Below are 21,139 nucleotides of genomic sequence, written 5' to 3' on the forward strand. Positions count from 1 at the left end.
CCCCTGTGGCCGAGCTGATCGCGCTCGGCCGCATGATCGCCGCGCTGCCCGAATCGGTCGCCCATCACCTCGGCCGCGGCCTGGTCGCCGTCCCCCTCGACGGACGCCGGACCACCCTGCTTGCCGTCTGGCCCGAGGAGCGCCGCGACCGCACGCTCGCCCCGCTCGTTCGCACCGCCGCCGAAGTCGCCGTAACGCGCTCAGCCCCGGGGCCGACGACCCGCCAGGAGCAATTCCCAAGCTGACAGCGTCGCTTCCATCTCCTTCACCACCGGCCGGGGAGCATGGATTTCGCTGATGTGGCAACCTTCGGATGGCGCAGCTTCCGGAGTCTTTGAAGGCGAACGCCCGCGATGAACCTGGACCAGACGCCCGCACGACTCCGTCTCGACGCCGCGTTGAACCGCATGGCGGTCACCTTCCATGGCATGACCGCCCACCCTGACGAGCACAATTGTGAGTGCCACTGGGGCAGCGCGGAAGAGCTCGCGCAGTTGAAGGTGCCGGACACGGAGCTGGACCCTGATCTCCTGCGTCGCGCTTGGCAGGCTACTGACTGGAATGACCATGCATCGGTGTTGCGCCGTATTCTGCCCCAGTTGTCGAGGGCCCTGGTCAGCGGTCTTGTCGAGCCTCTCTTCGGTATGGAGGAGGTCGGACGTTCATTCGCTCGCGGCCAGTGGCAGCAGTGGCCTGCCGAGCAGGCCGCAGCGGTGTGGGAATTCCTGAACGCCTGGTGGGCTCTCAGTCTCATCGACGCGGATCCTGCTGGGCCCGCGTACGAAGTCCTCGCTCTGTGTGCCGAAGCATCTGCGACGCTCAGCCCATGGCTGCACGTCTGGGAGGCGCAGACGTGCGCCGTGGCCGGCCAGCGCCTGGCCGAAGCGGTGACGCACTGGGAGTGCGACTTGCTCGGAGACCAGCTCCCGTGGGGAGGCGGGGACAACGAGGAAGAGATGCGTACCGAGTTGACGGCCTGGCTGATCCGTCACGCCCCTGCCCGACTCCTTGCCGGGAACGCTCCCGTAGAACTGCTCCACCGGATTCGACTGCTCGGCCTTGCCGGCCCCGCCCGCTGGGAGGACCCGCACTGGCCTGGCCACCGCTACTGAGTGGATCTGGTTGGTCCAGCCGACGGCGAGCGGCTCCTCGCCTGCATAGAGGCCCCTTCGACGCAAGCCGGCGATCGACCGGGACGGGGCACGGCCACACCACGCCGCGCCCCGTCTTTTTCATGCCGATTCTCGTCTGTGAGCGCTCACATGACTCGCGTCCTCGAACGGGCCCGTCTAGCGCTTGAACAAGCGCGGTGCCAGGTCGATGAGGTTCTTCTGCCACACATCCCAGCCGTGCGGCCCGGGCGTGACCCCGTCGAACTCGTAGCGGATACCGAGGTCGTTCAAGGTGGTCAGGGACGCCATGAACAACGGCTGCACGAAGTCGGTCTGGTCGCCGACGTACAGGCGCAACAGCTTCGTCCCGTTGTTGATCGCCGCCACGTCGACGCCCGTTCCATCTCCGAACCAGGACGAGAACGCCGCGACGTAGGCGAACTCACCCGGGTGCGCTTTGAGGACCCCAAGTGTCTGCACACCACCCATGGAGAGACCGGCGAGGGCCTGCTGCGACGGGTCGCTGGAGATGTTGTAGTGGGCGCGAGCCGCCGGAACGATGTTCTCCAGCAGTTCCTTGGTGAAGTCGGGCACGTTGCCGTTGCCCATCACGACCACCATCGGCACCAGGTCGCCGTCGAGGAACTCGTGGTCGAGGATCTGCTTGGCACGTCCCATCTCGACCCAGTCGGTGTAGCTCTGGCCGCTACCGTGCTGGAGGTAGAGGACGGGATACGGCTTCGCACGGTCCGGGTTGTAACCGGGTGGGGTCCACACCAACGCGGTCCGGTCCTGGTTCGCCACGGTGCTCCGGTAGGTCAGGCTCTCGACCTTTCCACCCTGGCCGGCGGGAACGTCCGAGAGCAGGCGCGACCTCTCGCCCGGGATGAGGAAGGTGCTCCAGTTCGGCTCGGAGGTCACCTTCGTCGGGTTCGACGCGTCCTTGACGGCGACCCGATCCACGATCAGTTGGTAGTAGTAGAACCACGGGTCCAACGGGCCCACGGTCGTCCGCCACCGGTCGCCTTCACGGGACATCGGGAGGCGCAGCCAGCTTCCGCCGGGGGCGTCATTCGCCCATAGCGTCACATGCTTGGCGTCCTTGAAGTCCGGCGTGGTCTCGAAGGTGACGAAGCCGTCCTCGGTCACGAACGGCGTCGGAGTCGTACCACTCGCCGGCGGGTGGAACTCGCCCTTCAGCGGCCCGTGACCGGCGCTCGGACCGTGATCCGACACCTTGCGGAACAGCCGCGGCACGAAATCGACCAGATTCTCCTGCCAGGCGTTCCAGTTCGCCCCGGCGTCGGGGTTGACCCCGTCGAACTCGTACCTGATTCCGGCGCGGTTCAGCGCCTTCGTCAGGCGATTGGTCGCGTTGTACGCGGGATCGGTCACGTTCCCGGTGTACAGACGCACCAGCTTGACGTCGCGGTTGATCGCCTTCGCGTCCGCCCGGCCGACGCTGTCGGCCAGACCCGAGAAGGAGCCGACATAGGCGAAGTGACCCGGGTCGGTCAGAGCGGCACGCAGTGCCCGCGTCCCACCCTCGGACACACCGGCGATCGCCTGGTGCGCCGGGTCGCGGAGGACGTGGTACCTGTCCGCGGCCGCCTTGCGGAGGTCCTTCAGCTCCTTGTCGTCAGCCGGCCCGTCACCGCCGCTGATCACGACCACCATCGGCTCCATGGAGCCCTGGGCCGACAGGTTGTCGAAGATCTGCTTGGCCCGGCCGAGGTCGAGCCAGTCAGTGGCGCTCCCCCCGTCACCGGACTGCAGGAACAGCACCGGGTATGCCTTGGCGCGCTTGGCCGAATACCGCGTCGGCGTCCACACCAGCGCCGACCGCTCCTTCTGCTTGGTCCGGTAGGTCAGGGTCTCGACCTTGCCGCCCTGTCCCTGAGGTGCGTCCGCCAGCAGACGCGCCGAGTCGCCCGGGACGAGGAAGGTGCTCCAGAGAGGCTTGGAGGCCACGCCGGTGCCGTTCGTCGGGTCCTTGAAACTCTTGGTGTCGTCGCCCGTGACCTGGTAGGAGTACAGCCCCGGCTTGAGCGGGCCGAGGGCCCCGGACCAGACGTCGCCCCGGCGGGTCAGACCGTACTCCGCCCAGGCGAAGGAGGGGCCGAAGTTCCCCTCGATCATCACCTGCGACACCTGGCCCGCGTTGGCCTGGACGTAGGCGTCAGGGACATTGAACGACACGTAGCCGTCCTCGGACACGTTCAGCCATGGTGCGTCCGCGGCCGCTGGTAGCGACGGCGCGAGCAACACCGCCGCCATCGCCATGACTCCGGCGGCGATCACCGCCGAAAGCCGGCGCACACCCTTGGGGCGCACGCTGCCGTCATTCCATAACGTCATACCGAAACTCCTTCATCGTCGGCAGTGGACAGGCCCCGAACTGGCCGACTTGGATCGTCGGTGGATGAGCGGGTTGGTTCTGTGCCTGCACCTCCGTCCGTCACACGTTCGCCTTGTTCGCCTGAACCGGCAGGTGCACCTGGACGGCGCAGCCGTCGGTGGGTGTCAGGGGCCTCGTCGTGGTCTCGACGGTGCGATGGGCCGCGGATCACCGAGCAGGCCGGAAGCGGCAGTCGGCGGAGCCCTTTCACCGACAGGTCGCGTCGGCGACGTCGGCATGCGCGGGACCTCGTATCCGAGTCGCTTGCCGGATGCCGCCGCTCCCAGCCATCGGAGTACTTGTCATGGCAATCGCTGCCGGCGCGGACGATCAGGACGGAGCCCGACTGCGTCAACGTCCTCCATCACGCCCTTGAGCACCTCAGCCGAATCAGGACTGGAAGCTGTGGGTCACCCGACCCGGAACGTCGGTACACGTGCGCCGCCGTCGGCCTTGACGGCCACGCCACCCGTGGAATCGCACTCGATATCGGCTCCGTTGCCGATCTTCAACGTAAGCGACATCGATTGTTAACGCAAGCAACTTGCGATACCTCTCGACACGCCGGCCGCTCACGCCCTTTCTCAGGCCCTCCGTCGAGCGTCGGCAGAGCCGACGACGAGCGAGGCCGTTCGGTCGCCCGCGTGACCGAGTGCCCCGGCTCGACCGGGCCGGCCGGCACGTATCGTCGTGTCCGAGCACCGGGAAGGCCAGGACATGAAGATCGCTGTCATCGGTGGGACCGGCCTCATCGGATCACGGGTGGTCAAGATCCTGAACGCGCGTGGACACGAGGCGGTGCCGCACTCGACGTCCACCGGACTGGACCTGCTCACCGGGCGGGGCCTGCCCGAGGCGCTGGCAGGCGCCGACGTCGTCGTCAATCTGACGAAGCCGCGGACCTTCGACGACGCCTCGCCCGCCTTCTTCCGGAAGACGATGGACAACCTGCTGACCGGCGCCGAGGCGGCCGGCGTCGGCCACGCGGTCATCCTGTCGATCGTGGGCGCCGACCTGGTGCCCGGTTCGGTCTACTACCGCGCGAAGGTGCTGCAGGAGGACCTGCTCAAGGCGGGCCCCGTGCCGTACTCGATCGTGCGTTCCACGCAGTTCTTCGAGTTCATCGACACGGTGTTGTCCTGGACCTCCGACGAGCACACCGTCCGCCTGCCCGCCACCCTCATGCAGCCCATGGCCGCGGACGACGTCGCCCGGGCCGTGGCCGACGTCAGCGTGGGCGTCCCGCTGCGAGGCACCCTGAACATCGCAGGCCCCGAGGTCTTCGCGCTCGACGAGCTGGGCAGGATCACCCTGACCGCCCGCGGCGACCACCGCGCCGTCGTCACCGACGACAGCGCCGGCATGTACGCCGCCGCCTCGGGCCGCGCCCTCGTCGCCAAGGACGGCGCCGTCATCGCCAGGACCACCTATCGGGAGTGGCTCGCGCGCTGACCGGCCGGTGCCCGTTCCGCGCATTCCTCCAGCCGCGAGCGCGCGATCCCGGTGCCGCGCTGTCACAGATCGAAACTCTGCTCTGTCTTCGAGGCGTACCGTACGTTGCGCAGAGACAGGAGCAGGACCTTGCCACCAGCAGGCACCACGATCCGGATCCGGATGAGCGCCCGTGCCATCGATGAGCCGCACCGCGTTTCGAGTCAGCTCGAACTGCTGTTCGATCTCACCTTCGTGGTCGCGGTCGCGGCCGCCACCGCGCAGTTCGCGCACGACATCGCCGACGGTCATGGCCTGGCCGGGCTGGTGCCGTTCCTCCAGGTGTTCTTCGCGATCTGGTGGGCGTGGATGAACTTCACGTGGTTCGCCTCGTCCTACGACACCGACGACGTGGCGTACCGGCTGCTGACCATGGTGCAGATGGCCGGTGTGCTGGTCCTCGCCGCCGGCGTGCCCGCCGCGGCGAGCCACTCCGCCTACGGGGTCATCACGCTGGGCTACCTCGTCATGAGGATCGGGCTCGTCGCCCAATGGCTGCGGGCCGGTCTCGAAGACCCGGCGAGACGCCGCACCGCGTTCCGCTACGCCGGCGGCATCGCCTTCCTGCAGATGGGCTGGCTGTCGCGGCTCGTCCTCGTGGAGACGGGAGTCCTGCCCTCGTCCTTCGGCCTGCCGTTCTTCGTCTGCCTGGCCGCCCTGGAACTCGCGGTGCCGCGGTGGGCGGAACGGGCCAGGGCCACCAACTGGCACCCGCACCACATCGCCGAGCGCTACGGCCTGTTCACGATCATCCTGCTCGGTGAGAGCGTGCTGGCCGCGAGCAGGGGGGTCGGAAGAGCGCTCGAGACGGGCGAGGCCGGCGGCCCCTTCTTCGTGATCGCCGGCGCCGGTCTCATCCTGCTGTTCGCTCTTTGGTGGCTGTATTTCCTCGGACCTGCCGGGGACGGTCTCAGTGACCGCCGTCATCGGTCCTACCTGTGGGGATACGGCCACTATGGAATCTTCGCAGCTCTGGCGGCCCTCGGCGCCGGGCTCGAGGTGACGGTGGAGAAGAGCGGGCACGACGTCGCGGGGTCGTCGCCGGCGCTCGGCTACGCGGTCGCCGTCCCGGTAGGGGTGTATCTCGCCCTGCTGTGGGCGGTGCACCTGCTTGTCGTCACGGAGCCCGTCATGGTCCCGGCCGTGGTCCTGGGATGCGTCGCCGTCGTCCTGTCGCTGCCGCTCGCGACGCCCTGGATCGGCGTGGCCGGCGTGGTCGCGGCGATCGCGGCCGTCTGCGTTCTGCTGGTCGCCGTCACGATCTGGACGGCGACCGCCGGGGCCCGCACCGGAGCTGGCCGGCTCGCCGAGCAACGCCGGTAGCCGACTTGTTCTCGTCCACAGGTTGCGGACATCTCTCGCCTCCGCCCGGGCGAACTGGTCAGGCCGCGGCTTCGGGCTGAGAGGCACGTTCGCGAAGAACACGCCGTTACGGTGGGCAAGCACAAGACCTTGAGGGGGTGTGGTGACCGCGGCGCAGGGGCAGGCGGTGGTGACGTTCAGGACCGTGGGGGCACCCGTGCTCCGGACGGTCGATCTGTTCGAGGAGGAGCTCGACCCGGGCGAACTCGATCCGTTCATCGCCGGGTTGGAGGTCGTCGGGCATCTGCTGTCCGAGGGGCAGGAGGCACAGGCGGTGGTCCGGGACCCCGGCACAGGCCGGGTCTTCGCGCTGGAGATGTACCGGCCCGACCTTTTCGCCCTGGACGCGTTGGCGCCGTCGGTCGAGGCGCTGCGCCGGATGGTGGCGGCCGTGGCCGAGCTTAAGGGGCTGTGTGGGCGGTTCGCCGATCTGACGGGATGCACAGGCATCGAGCCGGTGAAGGAAGCGCTCCAGCGGCTGGTGGCCGTCTTCCGTGAGGAGGAGTGGGGGCCGGACGGCTGGGGTCCTGCGGGCGGGCCCGAGCAGTGGCCGTACGAGCTGCCGACCCTGTGGCGCATCATGGCTGTCATCAAGCCGATGGCGCTGATCGCGTCCCCCGGGCGGGGGCTGCGGCTCGATCTGCCCGCGCAGGTGCTGGAGAACGTCTTCGGCGTGCAGGGGCTCGTCCGTGTCGCGCCCGAGAACCTGCCGGCCGCGCTGACGCACGAGCCGACACGACGCTTCCTGAGCGAGGTCGGGCTGCCCGCGGACGCCCGGCTGTTCTCCGCCGACGGTGCCGGAAAACCCCTGCAGACGGTCCTCGATCACCGCGAGGAGTTCCTGCGGCACCCCGACCTGGCTCACCTGCACGATGAAATCAGGCGCACCACTCCCCCGCCCGGCGCCGATCACCTGTTCGTCATCGGCGAGATGATCCCCTACGACCTCGAGGTGCTGCTCGACGGGCACACCGGCGAGGTCCATCACGCCCCCTACACGTGCGAGGCGCCGACGCCTCTGAACGCCGATGTCTCCACTCTGGCGTTCACGCTGTGGATGTACGCCATGGAGCAGATGCTGAGGCATCCCTACGACCTCACGGGCGGCAACTTCTACCACCAACTCGCCGACACCATGGTCACGACACTCGCCGCCGTCGACCCGGTGGCCTGCCTGCCGTCGACGGGCGTGGACGACTTCCGCTGCTGGCCGGAGACCTTCCACGACGCAGCGGGCGGAGTGCTGTAACGGGCACGACCGGCTGTTCGAAGAGGCGTGCGTCCGGCCCTCGGGCGGCACCGCCCGTGCAGAGCCACCCCCGACGGGACGAGAACCCGCCGTCATGACCCGCCTCGCGTAACCGGTGACGAGTTGACGTGAACCTGCCGGCTGCCGTCACAACCCCGGAGGCTGTCCGGTCTTAGCTGGCGACCGGGTGGCGACGAGGCGACCCGGCGGACAGAAAGAGAGCGCGATGAAGATCGTGGTAATCGGCGGCACCGGACTGATCGGGTCGAAGCTGGTGAAGAAGCTGGGCGAGCACGGCCACGAGGCAGTGGCGGCGTCGCCGAACACCGGCGTCAACACGCTGACCGGCGAGGGGCTGGCCGAGGTGCTGGCGGGCGCGCAGGTGGTGGTCGACGTGTCGAACTCGCCGTCGTTCGAGCGGGCGGCAGTGCTGAAGTTCTTCGAGACCTCCACGGGCAACCTGCTCGCGGCGGAGGCGGAGGCGGGTGTGGGTCACCACGTCGCGGTGTCGATCGTGGGGACGGAGCGGATGCCGGAGAACGGCTACTTCGCGGCGAAGATCGCCCAGGAGCAGCTGATCGAGAAGTCGGGGATCCCGTTCTCGCTCGTGCACTCGACCCAGTTCTTCGAGTTCGCCCGCGGCATCGCGGACGACGCCTCCGTGGACGGCAAGGTGCACATGGCGCCCGTGCTCTTCCAGCCCATCGCGGGCGACGATGTCGCCCAGGCGGTCGGCCGGACCGCTGTGGGGTCGCCGCTGAACGGCAGGGTCGAGATCGCCGGGCCCGAGCAGTCCCGGATGGACGAGTTCTTCCGGCGGGCGCTGACCGCCTGGGGCGACCCGCGCGAGGTCGTCACCGACCCGCACGCGCGTTACTTCGGCAGCGAGCTGAGCGAGCGGTCGCTGGTCCCGATCGGCGACGCCACCCTCGGCACGATCCGCTACCACGACTGGCTCGACAGCGCCGCCACCGGCAAGTAGACCGCCGAGGCCGTTCACCCCTGGGGGCGCGCACCCGATGACCGCGATCATCGGGCGCACCGCCGTCCCGGCCGCGCTGCTGTCCCGGCCGCGCTGTCCAGGTCACGCTGCGCAGATCACCGCGGTCATCGCGTCCCGCCCCCGGCCGAGCCATCCGCACAAGCCACGGAGAGAGGAACGATGACCGCTTCGAGCGACGGAAACGAATTCCTGCACGAGCTCGAAATCGAGGTCGAGGCGGAGGTGATCCGGGTCGAGTCCAGCCGTCCGGAGGACGCCGCCGGCCTGCCGGTCACCGACTGGCTGTTCGACCCGACGGACGCCGAACGCGAGGAGATCGGCCTGCGAGGTCTGCTCGCCGCGGTCGAGGTGCTGGAAGACGACCTCCGGCCCGGCGATCCCGCCGAGTAGAGCGGCCTGGCGGGCGGCACCGGCGGCGAGCAGTTCTTCCAGTTCTGCGAGGTCGCCGGTCTGCGCGGCGGAGAGAAACGTCCGTACGAGGCGCCGGTGCCCGGTGGTGCTCACCGGGTTGCGCCGCTCGCCGGTGAGGTGGCTCGCGGGCACCGGGACCACGGCCTGAGTGTGGGTGGGCGCCGTCGCCCCGCCACCGGACGCGCCGGCCCCGCCTCCGTCAGGCGCCTGTCGGCCCCGAGGTGACGTGCAGCGCGACCGGCCGAAGGACCAGACCGTCGGTCCATGTCACCGACTCGGGCGAGGTGGCCAGGCGGAGAGCGGGTCGCCGGATGACCAGGGCTCTGATCGCCTCGGTGAGCTCGACCCTGGCGAGACTGGCGGCCAGGCAGCGGTGCGGACCGTAACCGAATGCCACATGCGGGTTGGGGGGGTGTTCGGTGAATCGGTGGATGTCGAACCTGCCGGGCTCGGGAAACGCCTGCGGGTCGTGATTGGCCGCGTTCAGATTCGGCATGACGACCGCCCCCGCGCTCAGCGAGCCGCTGGGCAGGTCGACGTCCTCGGTGATACGGCGCATGAACGCACTGGCGGGCGGCCCGTCGAAGCGCAGGATCTCCTCGACGGCGGTAGCCGTCAGGGCCGGGTCCGCGACGAGTTCGTCCCACTGGTCCGGGTGAAGGAGCAGCCGGAACACGCCACGGGCGATCATCGAGGCGGTCGTCTCGTAACCGGCCGTGATCAAGGAGAAGACCGTGTTGACGAGCTCGCCCTCCGACAGCCGGTCGCCTGAGTCCCTGGCCTGGATGAGCAGGTCGATGAGGTCCTCGCCAGGCGACAGGCGATGCTGGGCGACCAGTTCCGCGGCGTAGGCCATGAAGTCGTTGTAGCCCTCGTAACGCGCCTGCTCCGTGGCCGTGGAGGTGGTCAGGAACATGTCCGTCCACTGGACGAACTGCTCGTAATGGTCCATCGGCACGCCGAGCATTTCACAGATGACATGGGCCGGTAGCCGCAGCGCGTATCCCTGGACCACGTCGAAGCGCTCGCCCAGGCCGTCGAGGAGTTTTCCGGCGATCGCCGCGATGCGGGAACGCCACGGTTCGATCTGGCGCGGGGTGAAGGTGCCCTGCATGATCCGGCGGTAACGCGTGTGCTCCGGCGGATCCTGGTTGATCAGCGCGTCCGGGTCGTCATCGATGCCGACGCCGCTCACGAACCGCGGCAATCCTGGGAGGCGGAGATTGCGGCTGGATGCGGGCGAGGCCAGCAGGGCGCGGACGTCCTCGTACCGGACGGCCATCGGGACGCGGTCGCCGCTGGGCATGGTCGCCGGTTCCAGCGGCCCCGACTCGCGTCTGCGGGCGAACTCCGGTGGCGGTGTGGCAAGTGGCCCCGGCACGATATCCGGCCCAATAGTGGGCCCGATATCCGGCTCAGTCCCGTTCGAAACCGGTTCGGTGGTCACTGCAACCCCTTCCGTCGGGGGCGCCCGGGGTGCGGCCTACGCGGAACGTACGAAATGTCGCACCGTCCGTCAACAGGCGAATCACCCCCTGATGGAGGTGTTCCGCGTTCACCAGGACGGATCCGAGGGTCGCGCGTGCCGCACCGCGACGCGCTGGACGGATCGCGCCGCCGGCTACGCGCTCGGCGACCGGCCACGGCCTGACTGCGTCGGGCCACGGAGCTCATGGATCGCGAAGAGATTCCCGGCGGCTGTCACACGTCCGGTGGCTGTCCGGTCTTAGCCTGCGACCGGTTGCGTCCGACGCACAGAGACCACTTCTGCCAGTGAGGTAGGACTTCGATGAACGATCTGGAACCGCAGGGGAGCGTCGCTGCTCCCGGACCGGCGCCAATCGACACCCTCGACAGTTTGCGTGAGCACCTTCAGTGGGCGGTCGAGCTGGAACACGCGACGTTGCCGCCGTACCTGTGCGCGCTGTACTCCCTGGAGCCGGAGCACAATCCGGAGGCCGTGGAGGTGGTGGGCAGCGTCTTCGCCGAGGAGATGCTGCATCTGGCGCTGGCCGCGAACCTGCTCAACGCCGTCGGCGGCCGGCCGCGCCTCGACACGCCGGAGATGTTGCCGCCGTATCCCCGGCGGCTGCCCCACAGCGATCTGGAGCTGTCGCTGCTCCCGTTCGGCCCGGAGGCCCTGGACATGTTCCTGCGGCTGGAACAGCCGGCCCCACCCGGCGCTCCGGCGGAGGGCGACGGCTACGAGACGATCGGGCAGTTCTACGACGCGATCGAGCAGGGACTGCGCCACCTGTGCGAGCAGCTCGGCGAGCGGGAGGTCTTCTGCGGCGACCCCGCGCGCCAGGTGAACGGCGGCCATTTCCGGCACACCGCGGGGTGGTTGTTCGCAGTGGAGGACCTGGAGTCGGCGCTGGGGGCCCTGAAGGAGATCGTCGAACAGGGCGAGGGCACGGCGCGGGGCGAGGTCTGGGACGGAGACCAGGACATCTTCCACCCCGACCGGGACGAGGTCGCCCACTACTACCGCTTCCGGGAGCTCCAGCTCGGCCGGCGCTACCGGCGCGGCGACACCCCGCAGTCCGGGCCGACCGGCGAGACGATCTCGGTGAACCTGGCCGCCGTGCGCCCGATGCGTCCCAACCCGAGGCTGTCCGATCACGCCCCGGGCAGCGCGATCCGTACCGCGCAGGACGCGTTCAACCGCACCTACTGCATGCTTCTGAACCAGCTGGAGCAGGCTTTCAACGGCGACCCGAAACTGCTCGGGGCCGCCGTCGGCGCGATGTACGCGGTCAAGGCCCAGGCCGACGCCCTGTTGCTGATGCCCGACGTGGACGGCACCACGGCCGGCCCCACCTTCGAATACGTGCCGCCGGAGTCACGCTGATGAGCGTCTACCGCGGTCCCAGCGCGTAGCCAGTGCCCGCCGATCACGTATCTGAGCCGTGGTCGCCGGGCCAGACTCGTGGGACGGACTGCCCGGCGAGATCACGGACGAGTGCGGTCAGCGAAACCTTGGTCATGACCGCGGCGCCCGACGGGCGCCCTGCACCAGTGCCTGCCACCTGTACGAGCTGTTCACCGGCACGTCCGGGCTGTCCAGCAGACGGGTCACCGTCGTCGACGGCGTCGACCGTTCACGCCTTGAGCCGGCCCAGGGCTTGGGGGCCAACTGCGCGTTGCTTGACGCGGCCGTCCTGTGCCGTGCCCTGTCCGACGCCGTCACGGCGGGCCTGCCGCTCGCCTGCGCGATCGGCGACTACGAGCGGCGGATGACCGACTACGGCTTCGCCGCAGTGCGCGCGTCGGAGCGGGCGGCGATGGCGAGGAGCGGCCCTTTGACCAGGGCGATCTCCCGGCTCGAGCGAATGCTCAGCTAGAGCGTTCCCGGCAGGAACGAGCTTCGCCGACCGCCCGTCAGCGCATGATCTGGGACCGTTGCACGCCCTGCCCATGACGCCCGGGGCTACCGCCAGGTCGCGGACTCCGGGTCGACGCCATGAGCCGCGGCGTTCGCGCAGATCGTGTCGCGCAGCCAGTCGGCCAGGCCCGGCTCGACCGCGTCGTAATGGCCGGCGAACCGGAGATCGGCGGTGAACATCCGCCCGATGCAGGCGTGCATCGAGTGTGTGCAGTCGAAATACCTCGACAGCGACGCGCGGTGCCGCTCCGCGAGCGCGTTCGCGCCGGTGGACCCCGGCGTGACACCGGCGCGCTTCGCGGCGGCGAGGTCGGCGTTCAGGGCATCGGTCTCGGCCGCGATCCTCTTCCAGTCCTCCGGTGTCATCTCGCCGGCCCGTTCGACGTACTGCGCCCACTGCGCGCTGTCGCCCCAGCGGTCTTCGGCCTCGTCGGCCCAGGCGGGCTGCCAGTCGTCGCCGAAGATCTCGACCTGCTCCTCCGGGGTCAACCGCATGCCGGTGCTCGACGCACCCAGCATGCGGTCGACCGCCCCGACCATCTTCCGCAGGCGGGAGATGCGCTCCACGAGCAGCGTCCGCTGCCGGCGCAGATGGTCGCGCGCGTCGGCGGCAGGGTCGTCGAGGATCCGGCCGATCTCGGCGAGCGGAAACCCGAGCTCCCTGTAGACGAGGACGCGGTGGATCCGCGCGACGTCGTCGCCCGAGTACACCCGGTATCCGGCCCAGGTGCGCCCGCTCGGACGTACGAGGCCGATCGCGTCCCAGTGGTGCAGCGTCTTCACGCTGACCCCGACGAGCGTGGCAGCCCGGCCGACGGTGAGGCCGTCGGAGCCGTCCGGTCCGGTGGTGACCGGTTGGCACTCGCGGGCGTCGCTCGTCACCGGCCCAGTATCGCCGACCTCGCCGAAGGCCCACAGTCTGAGGCGGACGTACGGGGTGCTCACTCGGTCGGGATCTCGATGCCTATCGCTCGCAGGTCGTCCGCCCGCGCGCTGCGCGGATCGAGCGGCTGCGCGGCCGTCATCACGACCCGGGCGTTCTCGGGTGTGACGACCGTCAGCTCGATGGAGTTCCACGGCATCTCCCTCGGGCCGCTGGTGCAGCCCGGCACGAGTTCCTCGCAGCGGGCGGCGATCTGGTCGATCTGGCTGAGGACACAGGCGAAGCTGACACTCATCGCCGGGACCTCGCCCACGTGTTCCGCGGGCACGAGCAGGACGTCCTGGAAGGCCCAGCGGCGCAGATGAGTCAGCCGATCCGGCACGGAGAACAGGTCGACGAACCCGAGCCCCCGGGTCCAGAAGTCCTTCGACGCCGCGAGGTCGCGGGTGGGGATGCTGACGAACATCGGCATGCCGTAGTAATCCCGGTAGATCTCGGGGGCGGTCGCGTCGAGCGCGGGCATGGGGACGGGACTGATGTACTCGCTCATGCCCCCGATCGTCGAGCCTCCTGCTGCGTCAGGGTCAAGGCCGTACGACGGCGAACGGCCATGCCTGTGGAGACCGCCAGTCGGCGATCAGGGACGCGACCGGCTGGGGAAAAGAGGGGCGCGTTCCCGTTCCTCGGAACGCGCCCCCGGTCGTGGCGTGGATGTCAGTCGACGTTCACCGTGGCTGAGCTCTGCTGCTTGAGCGACGTGCCGGCGAAGGCGGCCTTCCATGTGCCCGTCCCGCCGTTGTTCACCTTCACGCTGTACTGCCCGCGCGACCCCGTACGCGTCGAGGTGACGTACGTGTAGCGGGCGGAGCCGGCCTTGCGGAAGTAGACGGCGATGGTCTGGGCGGCCAGGCCCGACCGGCCGGAGGTCAGCGAGCCCGAGAGCGTCAACTGCTTGGCACGCCGGTCGTTGCGGGACCGCTTCGCCGTCTCCTCACTCGCCCAGGCGGTGATGGTCAGCGAGGTGGCCGCGGCCGGGCGGGAGTCCTTCTTGCCGTCATCCCGCTTGGGGTCCTGCTTGGTGTCCTGCTTCGGGTTCTGCTGCGGATTCTGCTTCGGGGTCGTGGTGGCCACGGGTCGCGGGGCGCCCGGCTGACCGGTCGCCGCGAAGGCCGACGCCGTCGGGACGAGCACGCAGGCGCCGACGGTGGCGGTCAGCAGTCCGGCGGTCACTTTTGCACGCATTTGGTTCCTCCTCGGGAAAACCACCGGCGCGGGTTTCAATGGACAGAGAGGGTGCCCGCACCGGATTTCGCCTTCGCCGAAGAACGTATCGGCCTTTTTCGCGGCCGAGACGATTCTTAAATATCCGCACGACCATGACGGCCCGCTTACGCCATTCTTATGAAGCCAGCTCAGAGCGGGACCGTGGACGACGATCGGCCCAATGCGGCAGAAGCCGCCCGGACGATGAAGTCTCATCCGATATTCAGCCCGCGTGAGAATTCGATGAGACGGCGCCCCGGCCCGTTCATCGTCTTCTCAGACGCCGCGAGACGGCCGCGGCGTGCCGATGGCGGCGCCGCCATCGTGCTCATCACCGCGCTACCGCCCGCGGAGGGCTCAGCGGCCTCGCGTTGAACGGCTCGGGGGCCGGTCGTCGTCGATGACTCCGTAGCCGGACGCGCGGAACAGGAAGGAGGCCCAGGAACGGTAGGGCCGCCACGCCTCGGCCACCTTCCGATAGGCGGCAGGCGGCGCGTCCTCCGGCAGGCCGTACGCCTCACGCAGGATCGCGAACAGGCGTGGTTCGTCGCCAGGGAACGCGTCCGGCGCACCCGCGCCGCGGATCAGGATCAGGCCGGCGGAGAACGGCCCCACGCCGGGCAGGGCGCGGAGCTCTGCCAGCGCCTCCTGGGGGTCGAGCGCGCGCAGGTGCTCGGCGGTGAGCACACCGTCGAGCGCCGCCTGGGCCAGCCCGCGCAGCCACTCCTCCTTCTGCGCGGGCAGGCCGAGACCGCCGGCCTGCAGCAGCGTCATGGGCGGAGGAAAGGCGGCGTAGGTCTCCCCGTCCACGACGACCTTCGCGCCGTATCGCTCCGCGATGCGCTGCTTGAGCCGGGCGGCGATGAGCATCGACGAACGCTGCACGATCACCGCCCAGCAGGCCGCCTCCCAGGGGCTCCAGAAGCCCAGCGGGCGCAGGCCGGGACTCTTCCGCTGCAGGTCGCCGAGCACCGGGTCGGCCTCGCCGGCCGCGGCGAAGCCGGAGCCGTCCACGTCGAGGGACAGGATGCGCGCCACCTCACCCCGGATCCGCGGCCCGGCGGCCCGCGTCGTGGCGACGGCGACCCCGTCCGGCGCGGCGGTCACGGTCACGCCGATCGGCAGCCAGTCGGACTCCGCGCAGTAGGCGAAGCGCAGCGCCCGCCCGTCGGAGGGCAGCACGCTGGTGGCCGGCCAGTCCTCGACGAAGCGCAACGTCGCGCCGAAGTCGAACGGGCCTTCTGCCGTGAGCGTGAAACCGTGCCTGGTCATAGGCGACATCGTACGAGGCCGGGCCGACAAACGATCTTGCCGGTCGGCATGACAGCGACCCCGTGGGCCATACCGGATCTCCGGGCACGAGGACACCCGGAGAGGACGGGAGGTACGGCATCGACGCCGCCCGCAGCAAGATCACGATCATCGTGCCGGGCGAGAGGTAGCCCCGCGCCTCGGAACACTCCCCCTCGAAAACTTTCGGCAGGAGACTTACGACTTTCACTGTCGCCCTTCCGCTCCCGTTGCCTATTCTTCCGTTGCACGGCGACTTCCGGCGCGACCAAGCCGGACCAACTGGCATTCCCGTGCCGATCATGGAGTGGGCATCGTGTCGAAACTTTTCGGTGACAGCGTGGAGGCCGGCCTCGGCGACGAGCCGGCCTCCCGAGGGATGACGGGCTCATGGTGACGGTGGCGTTCAGCGGCACGCGGGAGGGCCGGGCGCCGCTGACCTGGGGACAACGCCTGATATGGCGGGCGGTCCATCTGATGGGCGACAGCCAGACGTTCCTGAGCTGCCCATGGGTGCTCCCGGTGTACGGCAGGCGCGACCTCGGCAGCGTCCTGGACGCGCTGCGCGTGCTGCTCGAACGCCACGAGAGCCTGCGTACGACCTTCGCTCTCACCCCGGAAGGGCCGATGCAGCGGGTCGGCCGCGGCGGCGAGCTGACCGTGGACCTGGTGGACGCGGGACAGGACCGGGCGCTGCGGGTCGCCGAGCGGCTCGCGGGCGAGCTGGGCCGGACGCCCTTCGCGCACGACCGGGACCTGCCGCTGCGCTGCGCCGTCGTCGTCAAGAACGGCCGCCCGATGGCGCTGGCGGTCGCCTTCTCCCATCTGGCGGTGGACTTCCAGGCGCTGAACACGCTGTCGGAGGAGTGGAAGGCCCTGCTGCGCGGCGAGGAACTGCCGCCCGCCACGTGGCAGCCGATGGACCAGGCGGCCGCGGAGCGCGAGGAGCCGTGCCCCGCCCGCTCGGCCAAGTCCGTCCGATACTGGCACTCCGTGCTGGCGGAGGGGCCGCTCGACGTGTTCGACCATCCGCCGCGTGAGGCGGACGACCCGCGATTCATCGAGGTCGGCATGGAGTCGGTGGCGCTCGCCGTCGCCGCGCAACGGCTGGCCGAGCGCTGGACGATGAGCACGACCAGCGTGCTGCTCGCCGCCTGCGCCACCGTGCTGGCCGTCGTGAGCGGCCGTCCGCGCGCGGTCATGCAGCTCGTGCACAGCAACCGCCGCGACGCGCGCGCCCGCACGATGGTCGGCACCGTGGAACAGGACGGCCTGTTCGTGCTCGACCTGCCCGCCACGGACTTCGCCGCCGCCTGCCGGGCCGCGCAGCGGGGGGCGCTCAGGGCGTACCGCAACGCGCACTACGACCCGTTCGAGATGCAGGCGATGCGGGAGGAGATCGGCCGCCGCCGTGGCCGGGAGCCGGACCTCGACGCGTTCTTCAACGACAGGCGGACCGTCGGCACCTGGCCGGGCCTGCCTCCCGTCGGCTCCGACGAGGACGTGGCCCGCCTCACCGAAAACACCAGGACGTACGTCACGAACGCCTGGCCGGGCGTCCGGTTCAAAGCGTTCTTCACGGTCGTCTCGGCCCCCGACACCGGGAAGCTCAGCCTCATCGTGGACACCGCCTACCTGCCCCCGCACACGGCCGAGGCGATGCTGCGCGGCGTCGAGGCCCTGCTGGTCCGCGCCCTCACCGAGGAGATCCCGATCGCCGCCGTCCCCGAGGTGTGCGGGGTCGGCCCCTACGACGGGGGGCTCAGGACTGCTGGGTCGCCAGGCGCAGACCGAAGCCGATGACGACGAGGCCGGTGAGCCGGTCCAGGCCGCGCTTGACCGACGGCCTGCGCAGCCAGCCGCGCAGAATCCCGGTGAACCCGATGAGCACGGCGCTCCACACCAGCACCTCGCAGACGTGGACGCCCGCCAGCAGTACGCCCATCACCGCGTGCGGCACGCCCTGCGGCATGAACTGCGGCAGCACGGCGACATAGAAAGCGCCCACCTTCGGGTTGAGCAGGTTGCTCAGCAGGCCCCGCCGGAACGCCCGTCCCCATCCGGCGTCCGGCGGGCCGGGCGAGGCGTCGTCGTCCGCCCGGCTCGTACGGCTCTGCCAGAGCATCCTGCCGCCCATCCAGACCAGGTAGGCGACGCCCGCCCACCGCACCACCTCGTACGCCGTCTGGGAGGCGGTGAGGAGAGCGGACAGTCCGGCGGCCGTGAGCAGGCCCCACAGCAGGATGCTGGCCTGGATGCCGAGCACCACGGCCCAGGCCGATCTCCGGCCGGCGAGCAGCGACGTACGCAGGATCAGAGCCGTGTCCAGACCGGGCGTGAGCGTGAGCAGCGCCACGATGGCGGCGAACGAGGCGATCGCCCCATAGACGTCCACAACGGCCACCGTAACCCAAGCGCCCGCACCCCGCCCGCGCGGCCGCAAAAGGCCGGGGTGACCGTGTGTTCCCGGCGGGGTTCGCGATATAGCCGCGTGAGGAAAACGCGCCATCATCGGGGTGACGTGACTCCGGCCGCAACGGAGTTTCGCGGCAGACCAGGAAACCGATTGGCGGCTTAGCATCGAAGGCATGGACGAACCACAGCCGGTCACGCTCCCCAACGGCCGCAATCTGAAATGCGACACGTGCGAGAACGAGCTGTTCGAGGCGCGCCGGTGGAAACTCCAGACCACGGGCATGACGTTCATGAATCTCGACTGGGCGAACCGCGACGCCACCTGCTTCGTGTGCAGCAGCTGCCGTCGCATTCACTGGTTCCACTGGTAATCGGAAATCAGAGGCAGCGCCAGGCGGCTGCGATCTCTCGCAGCGCCTCGGGCACCTCCTCGGGGGCGGGCAGCGGACGGCCCGGCTGGACCCGCCCGCTCCGGATCTTGTCGCGCCAGTCGCCGATGCCCTTCACGAAGTCGCCGTGGTCCTTGTCGCCGTACCGGACCATCTCGGGCTCGTACTCCACGCCGAGCCAGGCGCAGAGCCGGCGCAGCTCGCCCTCCGTGTCGTCGACGAGCCGCTCGTACCGGACGTCGATCCCTTCGTGACGGCGCCTGGCCTCCTCCAGGTGGCGCATGTACTGCAGCGTGTGCCGCACCGCCTCGTCCATGGGCCGCGCCCGCGGATCGGCCTCGTGCCAGGACCGGGCGATCGACGCGGGGTGGCGCAGGAGGAAGACGAATCGGGCATCCGGCCAGCACGTCGTGATGCGGCGGCAGGCGAAGACGTTGCTGGGCGTCTTGTCCACGATGACCTCCTTGCCGCTCCTGACCAGTTCCCGATGCAGCAGGCGGTCCCACAGGATGTGCTCGATGTCGCTCGTACGGTGGCCGGCCGCCGCCATGGCCTGCCGTACGGGATCGGTGGTGAGGGTCACGGCGATCCGCCGGACGTGCAGTTCGTGCGGCGCGTGGATCCTGCTGTGGCTGTTCAGCAGCACGCGCAGGAGCGTGGAGCCGGACCTGACCGGTGAGAGCACGAAGACGGGCGCGCGCAGCAGGCGGTCGGCGGCGGGATCGGCGGGCGGGCGCGGCTCGTCCCGCGGCTCCGTAGCCGCTACGGCCTGTGGCCTGGCTCGTGTGATGACGTAACCGGTCATCCCTTCGACGGCGGCGTTGACCCTGCTCTTCCATGCCATGGCCGCGACCGTAGAGAGGCGTGGTGGCCTCGCGGTTAACGGAGGCTGGGGATTTCCGAAGTCGAGACGGCCAGACCGGGCGCGCCGGTCATGGTCACGCCGTCGACAGGACCAGGACCGCGTGGTCGGGCGCCACGCTGCCGAGTCGCACGCGTATGTCGCCGATCCGGCCGGGCCGTCCCGGGGCAAGCGTCAGCCCGCCCTCCGTGCGGCAGCGGCCGTTGACGCAGTCCTGGCTGACGCCGGTGTTCATGCCCTCGACGTGGAAGGCACCCGCGCCCGCTTCGAAGCGCAGCCGCAATTCGCCCTGGTCGAGTGAGACGATCGTGATCGCGTCGAGGCCGGTCTTCCGGTCGAGCCGCAACCGGTCCCCCGGGTGGACCGCCACCTCGCAGTCGCCGTTCCGGCACGCCTCCGGATGGTCCGCCGCCGAGACGACCGACGGGCTGGGCGAGGGCGATGCGGGGACCGTGGTGGTGGACGCCGGGCCGCCCGTGGCCACGGGCCGCGGCCGCATCTGCGGCTCCGGACTCCCGCACGCCGTGAGCAGCACGGTCACCGGTACGGCGACGAGGCCGGCCCTGCCGATCAAGCGGGACACGTACGGTCCTCGACGCATGACTCTCCCCGAGACCACGACGGCTACGCCGGTCCGTGACACCGGCGGCCGGAGCGGCCCAGGCCCCGCCGCTCGACTCGTCCGAGCCTTCCCCGAGCCCCGCGGCCCCAATCCCCGAAACGGGGATCACAGGAGGAGGGCGCCGCTGATCTGGTGGGCGGTCCTACGCACGGCCGCACTCAGGCGCGGCAGCGCCGCCGCCCCCACCGGCGCGGCGACCGCGACGGCCATGCGCACTCCGCCGTCCCGGCCGAAGACGGGCGCGGCGACGCAGCACACTCCCTCGGCGAACTCTTCTCGCGCGTACCCCACACCCTCGCCGCGGATGGCCGCGAGCTCGCGTTCCAGCGCGGCCGGCGCGGTCACCGTACGGCCCGTCATCCGCCGCAGGGCCGGGGCGGCGAGGAACGCGGCGCGCAGTCCTGCGTCGTAGGCGAGCAGCACCTTGCCCGTGGCCGTGCAGTGCAGCGGCGCCCGGTCGACGCCGTCCGACGGCGACTTGACCCGGTTGTGCCCGTACAACCGCTCGACGTACGCGACCTCGAATTCGTCCCGCACGGCCAGGTTGACCGTCTGCCGGGTGGCCTCGTACAGCTGGAGCAGGTGCGGCAGGACCGCCCTGCGGGAGCCGGGCAGGCGACGGCCCTGGACGGCCCAGCCGCGCGGCGGCACGAGGTCGGCGAGGCGTCCGCCGACCGTGTAGTCGCCGCCCGTGCGCGTGACCAGGCCCCGCCGCTGCAGGGTCGCGAGCAGGCGATGAGTGGTGGTCTTGGAGAACCCGGTGGACCGGTGCACCTGGGTCAGGTTCATCGGCCTCATGCCGGCGGCGAGGCACAGGAGGATCTCTATCCCGCGTTCCAGACTGCCCAGGGCGGAGGCCGCCTCCGCCCGGCGGGCGCGATCCAACGGTACGAACAACCTCACTCCGCGACGCTCGTGACTCACATCCTGATCGGCCAGCGGTCACCTTAGCCGCGCCGCACGGCGCATGAGGGGCGAACGCCAGGGACGAGATCCCCCGGCGG

Annotated in this window: 21 protein-coding genes; 11 read left to right on the forward strand and 10 right to left on the reverse strand. The window is 70.0% G+C overall.

All coding sequences use genetic code 11. The features are described 5' to 3' along the window. Window positions 1–5: 5 nt before the first annotated feature. Together FLW16_RS03450 and FLW16_RS03455 are read left to right on the forward strand one after the other, a co-directional pair. On the forward strand, window positions 6–245 hold the full coding sequence (locus FLW16_RS03450; RefSeq protein WP_142557524.1) for a hypothetical protein: 240 nt from the start codon (window positions 6–8) through the stop codon (window positions 243–245). Window positions 246–353: 108 nt separating this feature from the next. Further along, the gene (locus tag FLW16_RS03455) at window positions 354–1,112 is read left to right on the forward strand and encodes a hypothetical protein (protein WP_142557526.1); all 759 of its coding nucleotides are present in this window, start codon (window positions 354–356) and stop codon (window positions 1,110–1,112) included. Window positions 1,113–1,289: 177 nt separating this feature from the next. Here the strand turns inward: FLW16_RS03455 and FLW16_RS03460 are convergent, their stop codons facing one another. Continuing rightward, window positions 1,290–3,470, reverse strand: a complete 2,181-nt coding sequence (locus tag FLW16_RS03460; protein ID WP_142557528.1) for an alpha/beta hydrolase-fold protein — start codon at window positions 3,468–3,470, stop codon at window positions 1,290–1,292. 757 nt (window positions 3,471–4,227) lie between these two features. Between FLW16_RS03460 and FLW16_RS03465 the strand changes: the two genes are divergently transcribed. The 5 genes from FLW16_RS03465 (at window position 4,228) to FLW16_RS43370 (ending at window position 9,005) form a co-directional block, all read left to right on the forward strand. Next, on the forward strand, window positions 4,228–4,962 hold the full coding sequence (locus FLW16_RS03465; RefSeq protein ID WP_142557530.1) for an SDR family oxidoreductase: 735 nt from the start codon (window positions 4,228–4,230) through the stop codon (window positions 4,960–4,962). 162 nt (window positions 4,963–5,124) lie between these two features. Further along, window positions 5,125–6,324: a low temperature requirement protein A gene (locus FLW16_RS03470; protein ID WP_185949232.1), complete on the forward strand. Its 1,200-nt coding sequence runs from the start codon at window positions 5,125–5,127 to the stop codon at window positions 6,322–6,324. Between the two features lie 142 nt (window positions 6,325–6,466). Continuing rightward, entirely contained in the window at window positions 6,467–7,612 is a 1,146-nt protein-coding gene (locus tag FLW16_RS03475; RefSeq protein ID WP_142557534.1) for an SUKH-4 family immunity protein, read from the forward strand. A gap of 226 nt (window positions 7,613–7,838) precedes the next feature. Continuing rightward, window positions 7,839–8,594 carry an SDR family oxidoreductase gene (locus FLW16_RS03480; RefSeq protein ID WP_142557536.1) on the forward strand — a complete coding sequence of 252 codons (756 nt, stop codon included), beginning with the start codon at window positions 7,839–7,841 and terminating at the stop codon, window positions 8,592–8,594. 180 nt (window positions 8,595–8,774) lie between these two features. After that, window positions 8,775–9,005 (forward strand): hypothetical protein, encoded by a 231-nt coding sequence (locus tag FLW16_RS43370; protein ID WP_185949233.1) that lies wholly within the window; start codon window positions 8,775–8,777, stop codon window positions 9,003–9,005. Between the two features lie 220 nt (window positions 9,006–9,225). Here the strand turns inward: FLW16_RS43370 and FLW16_RS03490 are convergent, their stop codons facing one another. Further along, on the reverse strand, window positions 9,226–10,407 hold the full coding sequence (locus FLW16_RS03490) for a cytochrome P450 (RefSeq protein ID WP_260614841.1): 1,182 nt from the start codon (window positions 10,405–10,407) through the stop codon (window positions 9,226–9,228). A 477-nt stretch (window positions 10,408–10,884) separates the two neighbouring features. Between FLW16_RS03490 and FLW16_RS03495 the strand changes: the two genes are divergently transcribed. Then, a complete protein-coding gene (locus FLW16_RS03495; protein WP_221890874.1) occupies window positions 10,885–11,877 on the forward strand; it encodes a ferritin-like protein in 993 nt (330 codons plus the stop codon). 58 nt (window positions 11,878–11,935) lie between these two features. After that, window positions 11,936–12,370 carry a hypothetical protein gene (locus FLW16_RS03500; RefSeq protein ID WP_142557540.1) on the forward strand — a complete coding sequence of 145 codons (435 nt, stop codon included), beginning with the start codon at window positions 11,936–11,938 and terminating at the stop codon, window positions 12,368–12,370. A gap of 86 nt (window positions 12,371–12,456) precedes the next feature. Here FLW16_RS03500 and FLW16_RS03505 read toward each other — a convergent pair whose 3' ends face one another. The 4 genes from FLW16_RS03505 to FLW16_RS03520 form a co-directional block, all read right to left on the reverse strand. After that, complete coding sequence (locus FLW16_RS03505; RefSeq protein ID WP_260614842.1) at window positions 12,457–13,356, reverse strand: MerR family transcriptional regulator; 900 nt, start codon at window positions 13,354–13,356, stop codon at window positions 12,457–12,459. Continuing rightward, window positions 13,353–13,844: a VOC family protein gene (locus FLW16_RS03510; protein WP_142557542.1), complete on the reverse strand. Its 492-nt coding sequence runs from the start codon at window positions 13,842–13,844 to the stop codon at window positions 13,353–13,355. Before FLW16_RS03510 ends, FLW16_RS03505 begins: the two co-directional genes overlap by 4 nt. A 164-nt stretch (window positions 13,845–14,008) precedes the next feature. After that, window positions 14,009–14,536, reverse strand: coding sequence for a hypothetical protein (locus tag FLW16_RS03515; protein ID WP_142557544.1), 528 nt, complete (start codon window positions 14,534–14,536; stop codon window positions 14,009–14,011). A 378-nt stretch (window positions 14,537–14,914) separates the two neighbouring features. Next, window positions 14,915–15,829 carry a DNA-3-methyladenine glycosylase gene (locus tag FLW16_RS03520; RefSeq protein ID WP_142557546.1) on the reverse strand — a complete coding sequence of 305 codons (915 nt, stop codon included), beginning with the start codon at window positions 15,827–15,829 and terminating at the stop codon, window positions 14,915–14,917. A gap of 408 nt (window positions 15,830–16,237) precedes the next feature. Here FLW16_RS03520 and FLW16_RS03525 point away from each other — a divergent pair, with 408 nt between their 5' ends. After that, entirely contained in the window at window positions 16,238–17,650 is a 1,413-nt protein-coding gene (locus tag FLW16_RS03525; RefSeq protein ID WP_142557548.1) for a condensation domain-containing protein, read from the forward strand. Here the strand turns inward: FLW16_RS03525 and FLW16_RS03530 are convergent. Continuing rightward, the gene (locus FLW16_RS03530) at window positions 17,610–18,242 is read right to left on the reverse strand and encodes a LysE family translocator (RefSeq protein WP_221890875.1); all 633 of its coding nucleotides are present in this window, start codon (window positions 18,240–18,242) and stop codon (window positions 17,610–17,612) included. The genes FLW16_RS03525 and FLW16_RS03530 overlap by 41 nt on opposite strands. 193 nt (window positions 18,243–18,435) lie before the next feature. On the opposite strand from FLW16_RS03530, the gene FLW16_RS03535 reads away from it, so the two are divergent. Further along, on the forward strand, window positions 18,436–18,633 hold the full coding sequence (locus tag FLW16_RS03535) for a hypothetical protein (RefSeq protein ID WP_142557550.1): 198 nt from the start codon (window positions 18,436–18,438) through the stop codon (window positions 18,631–18,633). 7 nt (window positions 18,634–18,640) lie between these two features. Here the strand turns inward: FLW16_RS03535 and FLW16_RS03540 are convergent, their stop codons facing one another. The 3 genes from FLW16_RS03540 to FLW16_RS03550 all read right to left on the reverse strand — a co-directional run bounded on the left by FLW16_RS03540 (window position 18,641) and on the right by FLW16_RS03550 (window position 21,038). Then, window positions 18,641–19,495: a sulfotransferase gene (locus FLW16_RS03540; RefSeq protein WP_142557552.1), complete on the reverse strand. Its 855-nt coding sequence runs from the start codon at window positions 19,493–19,495 to the stop codon at window positions 18,641–18,643. A 94-nt stretch (window positions 19,496–19,589) separates the two neighbouring features. Next, window positions 19,590–20,096: a hypothetical protein gene (locus tag FLW16_RS03545; RefSeq protein WP_142557554.1), complete on the reverse strand. Its 507-nt coding sequence runs from the start codon at window positions 20,094–20,096 to the stop codon at window positions 19,590–19,592. Window positions 20,097–20,240: 144 nt separating this feature from the next. Next, on the reverse strand, window positions 20,241–21,038 hold the full coding sequence (locus FLW16_RS03550) for an IclR family transcriptional regulator (RefSeq protein WP_142557557.1): 798 nt from the start codon (window positions 21,036–21,038) through the stop codon (window positions 20,241–20,243). Window positions 21,039–21,139 lie beyond the last annotated feature (101 nt).

This window comes from Microbispora sp. KK1-11 (assembly GCF_006874435.1).
Lineage (GTDB): Bacteria > Actinomycetota > Actinomycetes > Streptosporangiales > Streptosporangiaceae > Microbispora > Microbispora catharanthi.

What these genes read in the sequence shown, in the direction of transcription:
- FLW16_RS03455 (WP_142557526.1), top strand. Translation starts at nt 354, where the DNA reads ATGAACCTGGACCAGACGCCCGCACGACTCCGTCTCGACGCCGCGTTG.
- FLW16_RS03460 (WP_142557528.1), bottom strand. Translation starts at nt 3,470, where the DNA reads ATGACGTTATGGAATGACGGCAGCGTGCGCCCCAAGGGTGTGCGCCGG.
- FLW16_RS03465 (WP_142557530.1), top strand. Translation starts at nt 4,228, where the DNA reads ATGAAGATCGCTGTCATCGGTGGGACCGGCCTCATCGGATCACGGGTG.
- FLW16_RS03470 (WP_185949232.1), top strand. Translation starts at nt 5,125, where the DNA reads ATGAGCGCCCGTGCCATCGATGAGCCGCACCGCGTTTCGAGTCAGCTC.
- FLW16_RS03480 (WP_142557536.1), top strand. Translation starts at nt 7,839, where the DNA reads ATGAAGATCGTGGTAATCGGCGGCACCGGACTGATCGGGTCGAAGCTG.
- FLW16_RS43370 (WP_185949233.1), top strand. Translation starts at nt 8,775, where the DNA reads ATGACCGCTTCGAGCGACGGAAACGAATTCCTGCACGAGCTCGAAATC.
- FLW16_RS03510 (WP_142557542.1), bottom strand. Translation starts at nt 13,844, where the DNA reads ATGAGCGAGTACATCAGTCCCGTCCCCATGCCCGCGCTCGACGCGACC.
- FLW16_RS03515 (WP_142557544.1), bottom strand. Translation starts at nt 14,536, where the DNA reads ATGCGTGCAAAAGTGACCGCCGGACTGCTGACCGCCACCGTCGGCGCC.
- FLW16_RS03520 (WP_142557546.1), bottom strand. Translation starts at nt 15,829, where the DNA reads ATGACCAGGCACGGTTTCACGCTCACGGCAGAAGGCCCGTTCGACTTC.
- FLW16_RS03525 (WP_142557548.1), top strand. Translation starts at nt 16,238, where the DNA reads ATGGTGACGGTGGCGTTCAGCGGCACGCGGGAGGGCCGGGCGCCGCTG.
- FLW16_RS03535 (WP_142557550.1), top strand. Translation starts at nt 18,436, where the DNA reads ATGGACGAACCACAGCCGGTCACGCTCCCCAACGGCCGCAATCTGAAA.
- FLW16_RS03540 (WP_142557552.1), bottom strand. Translation starts at nt 19,495, where the DNA reads ATGGCATGGAAGAGCAGGGTCAACGCCGCCGTCGAAGGGATGACCGGT.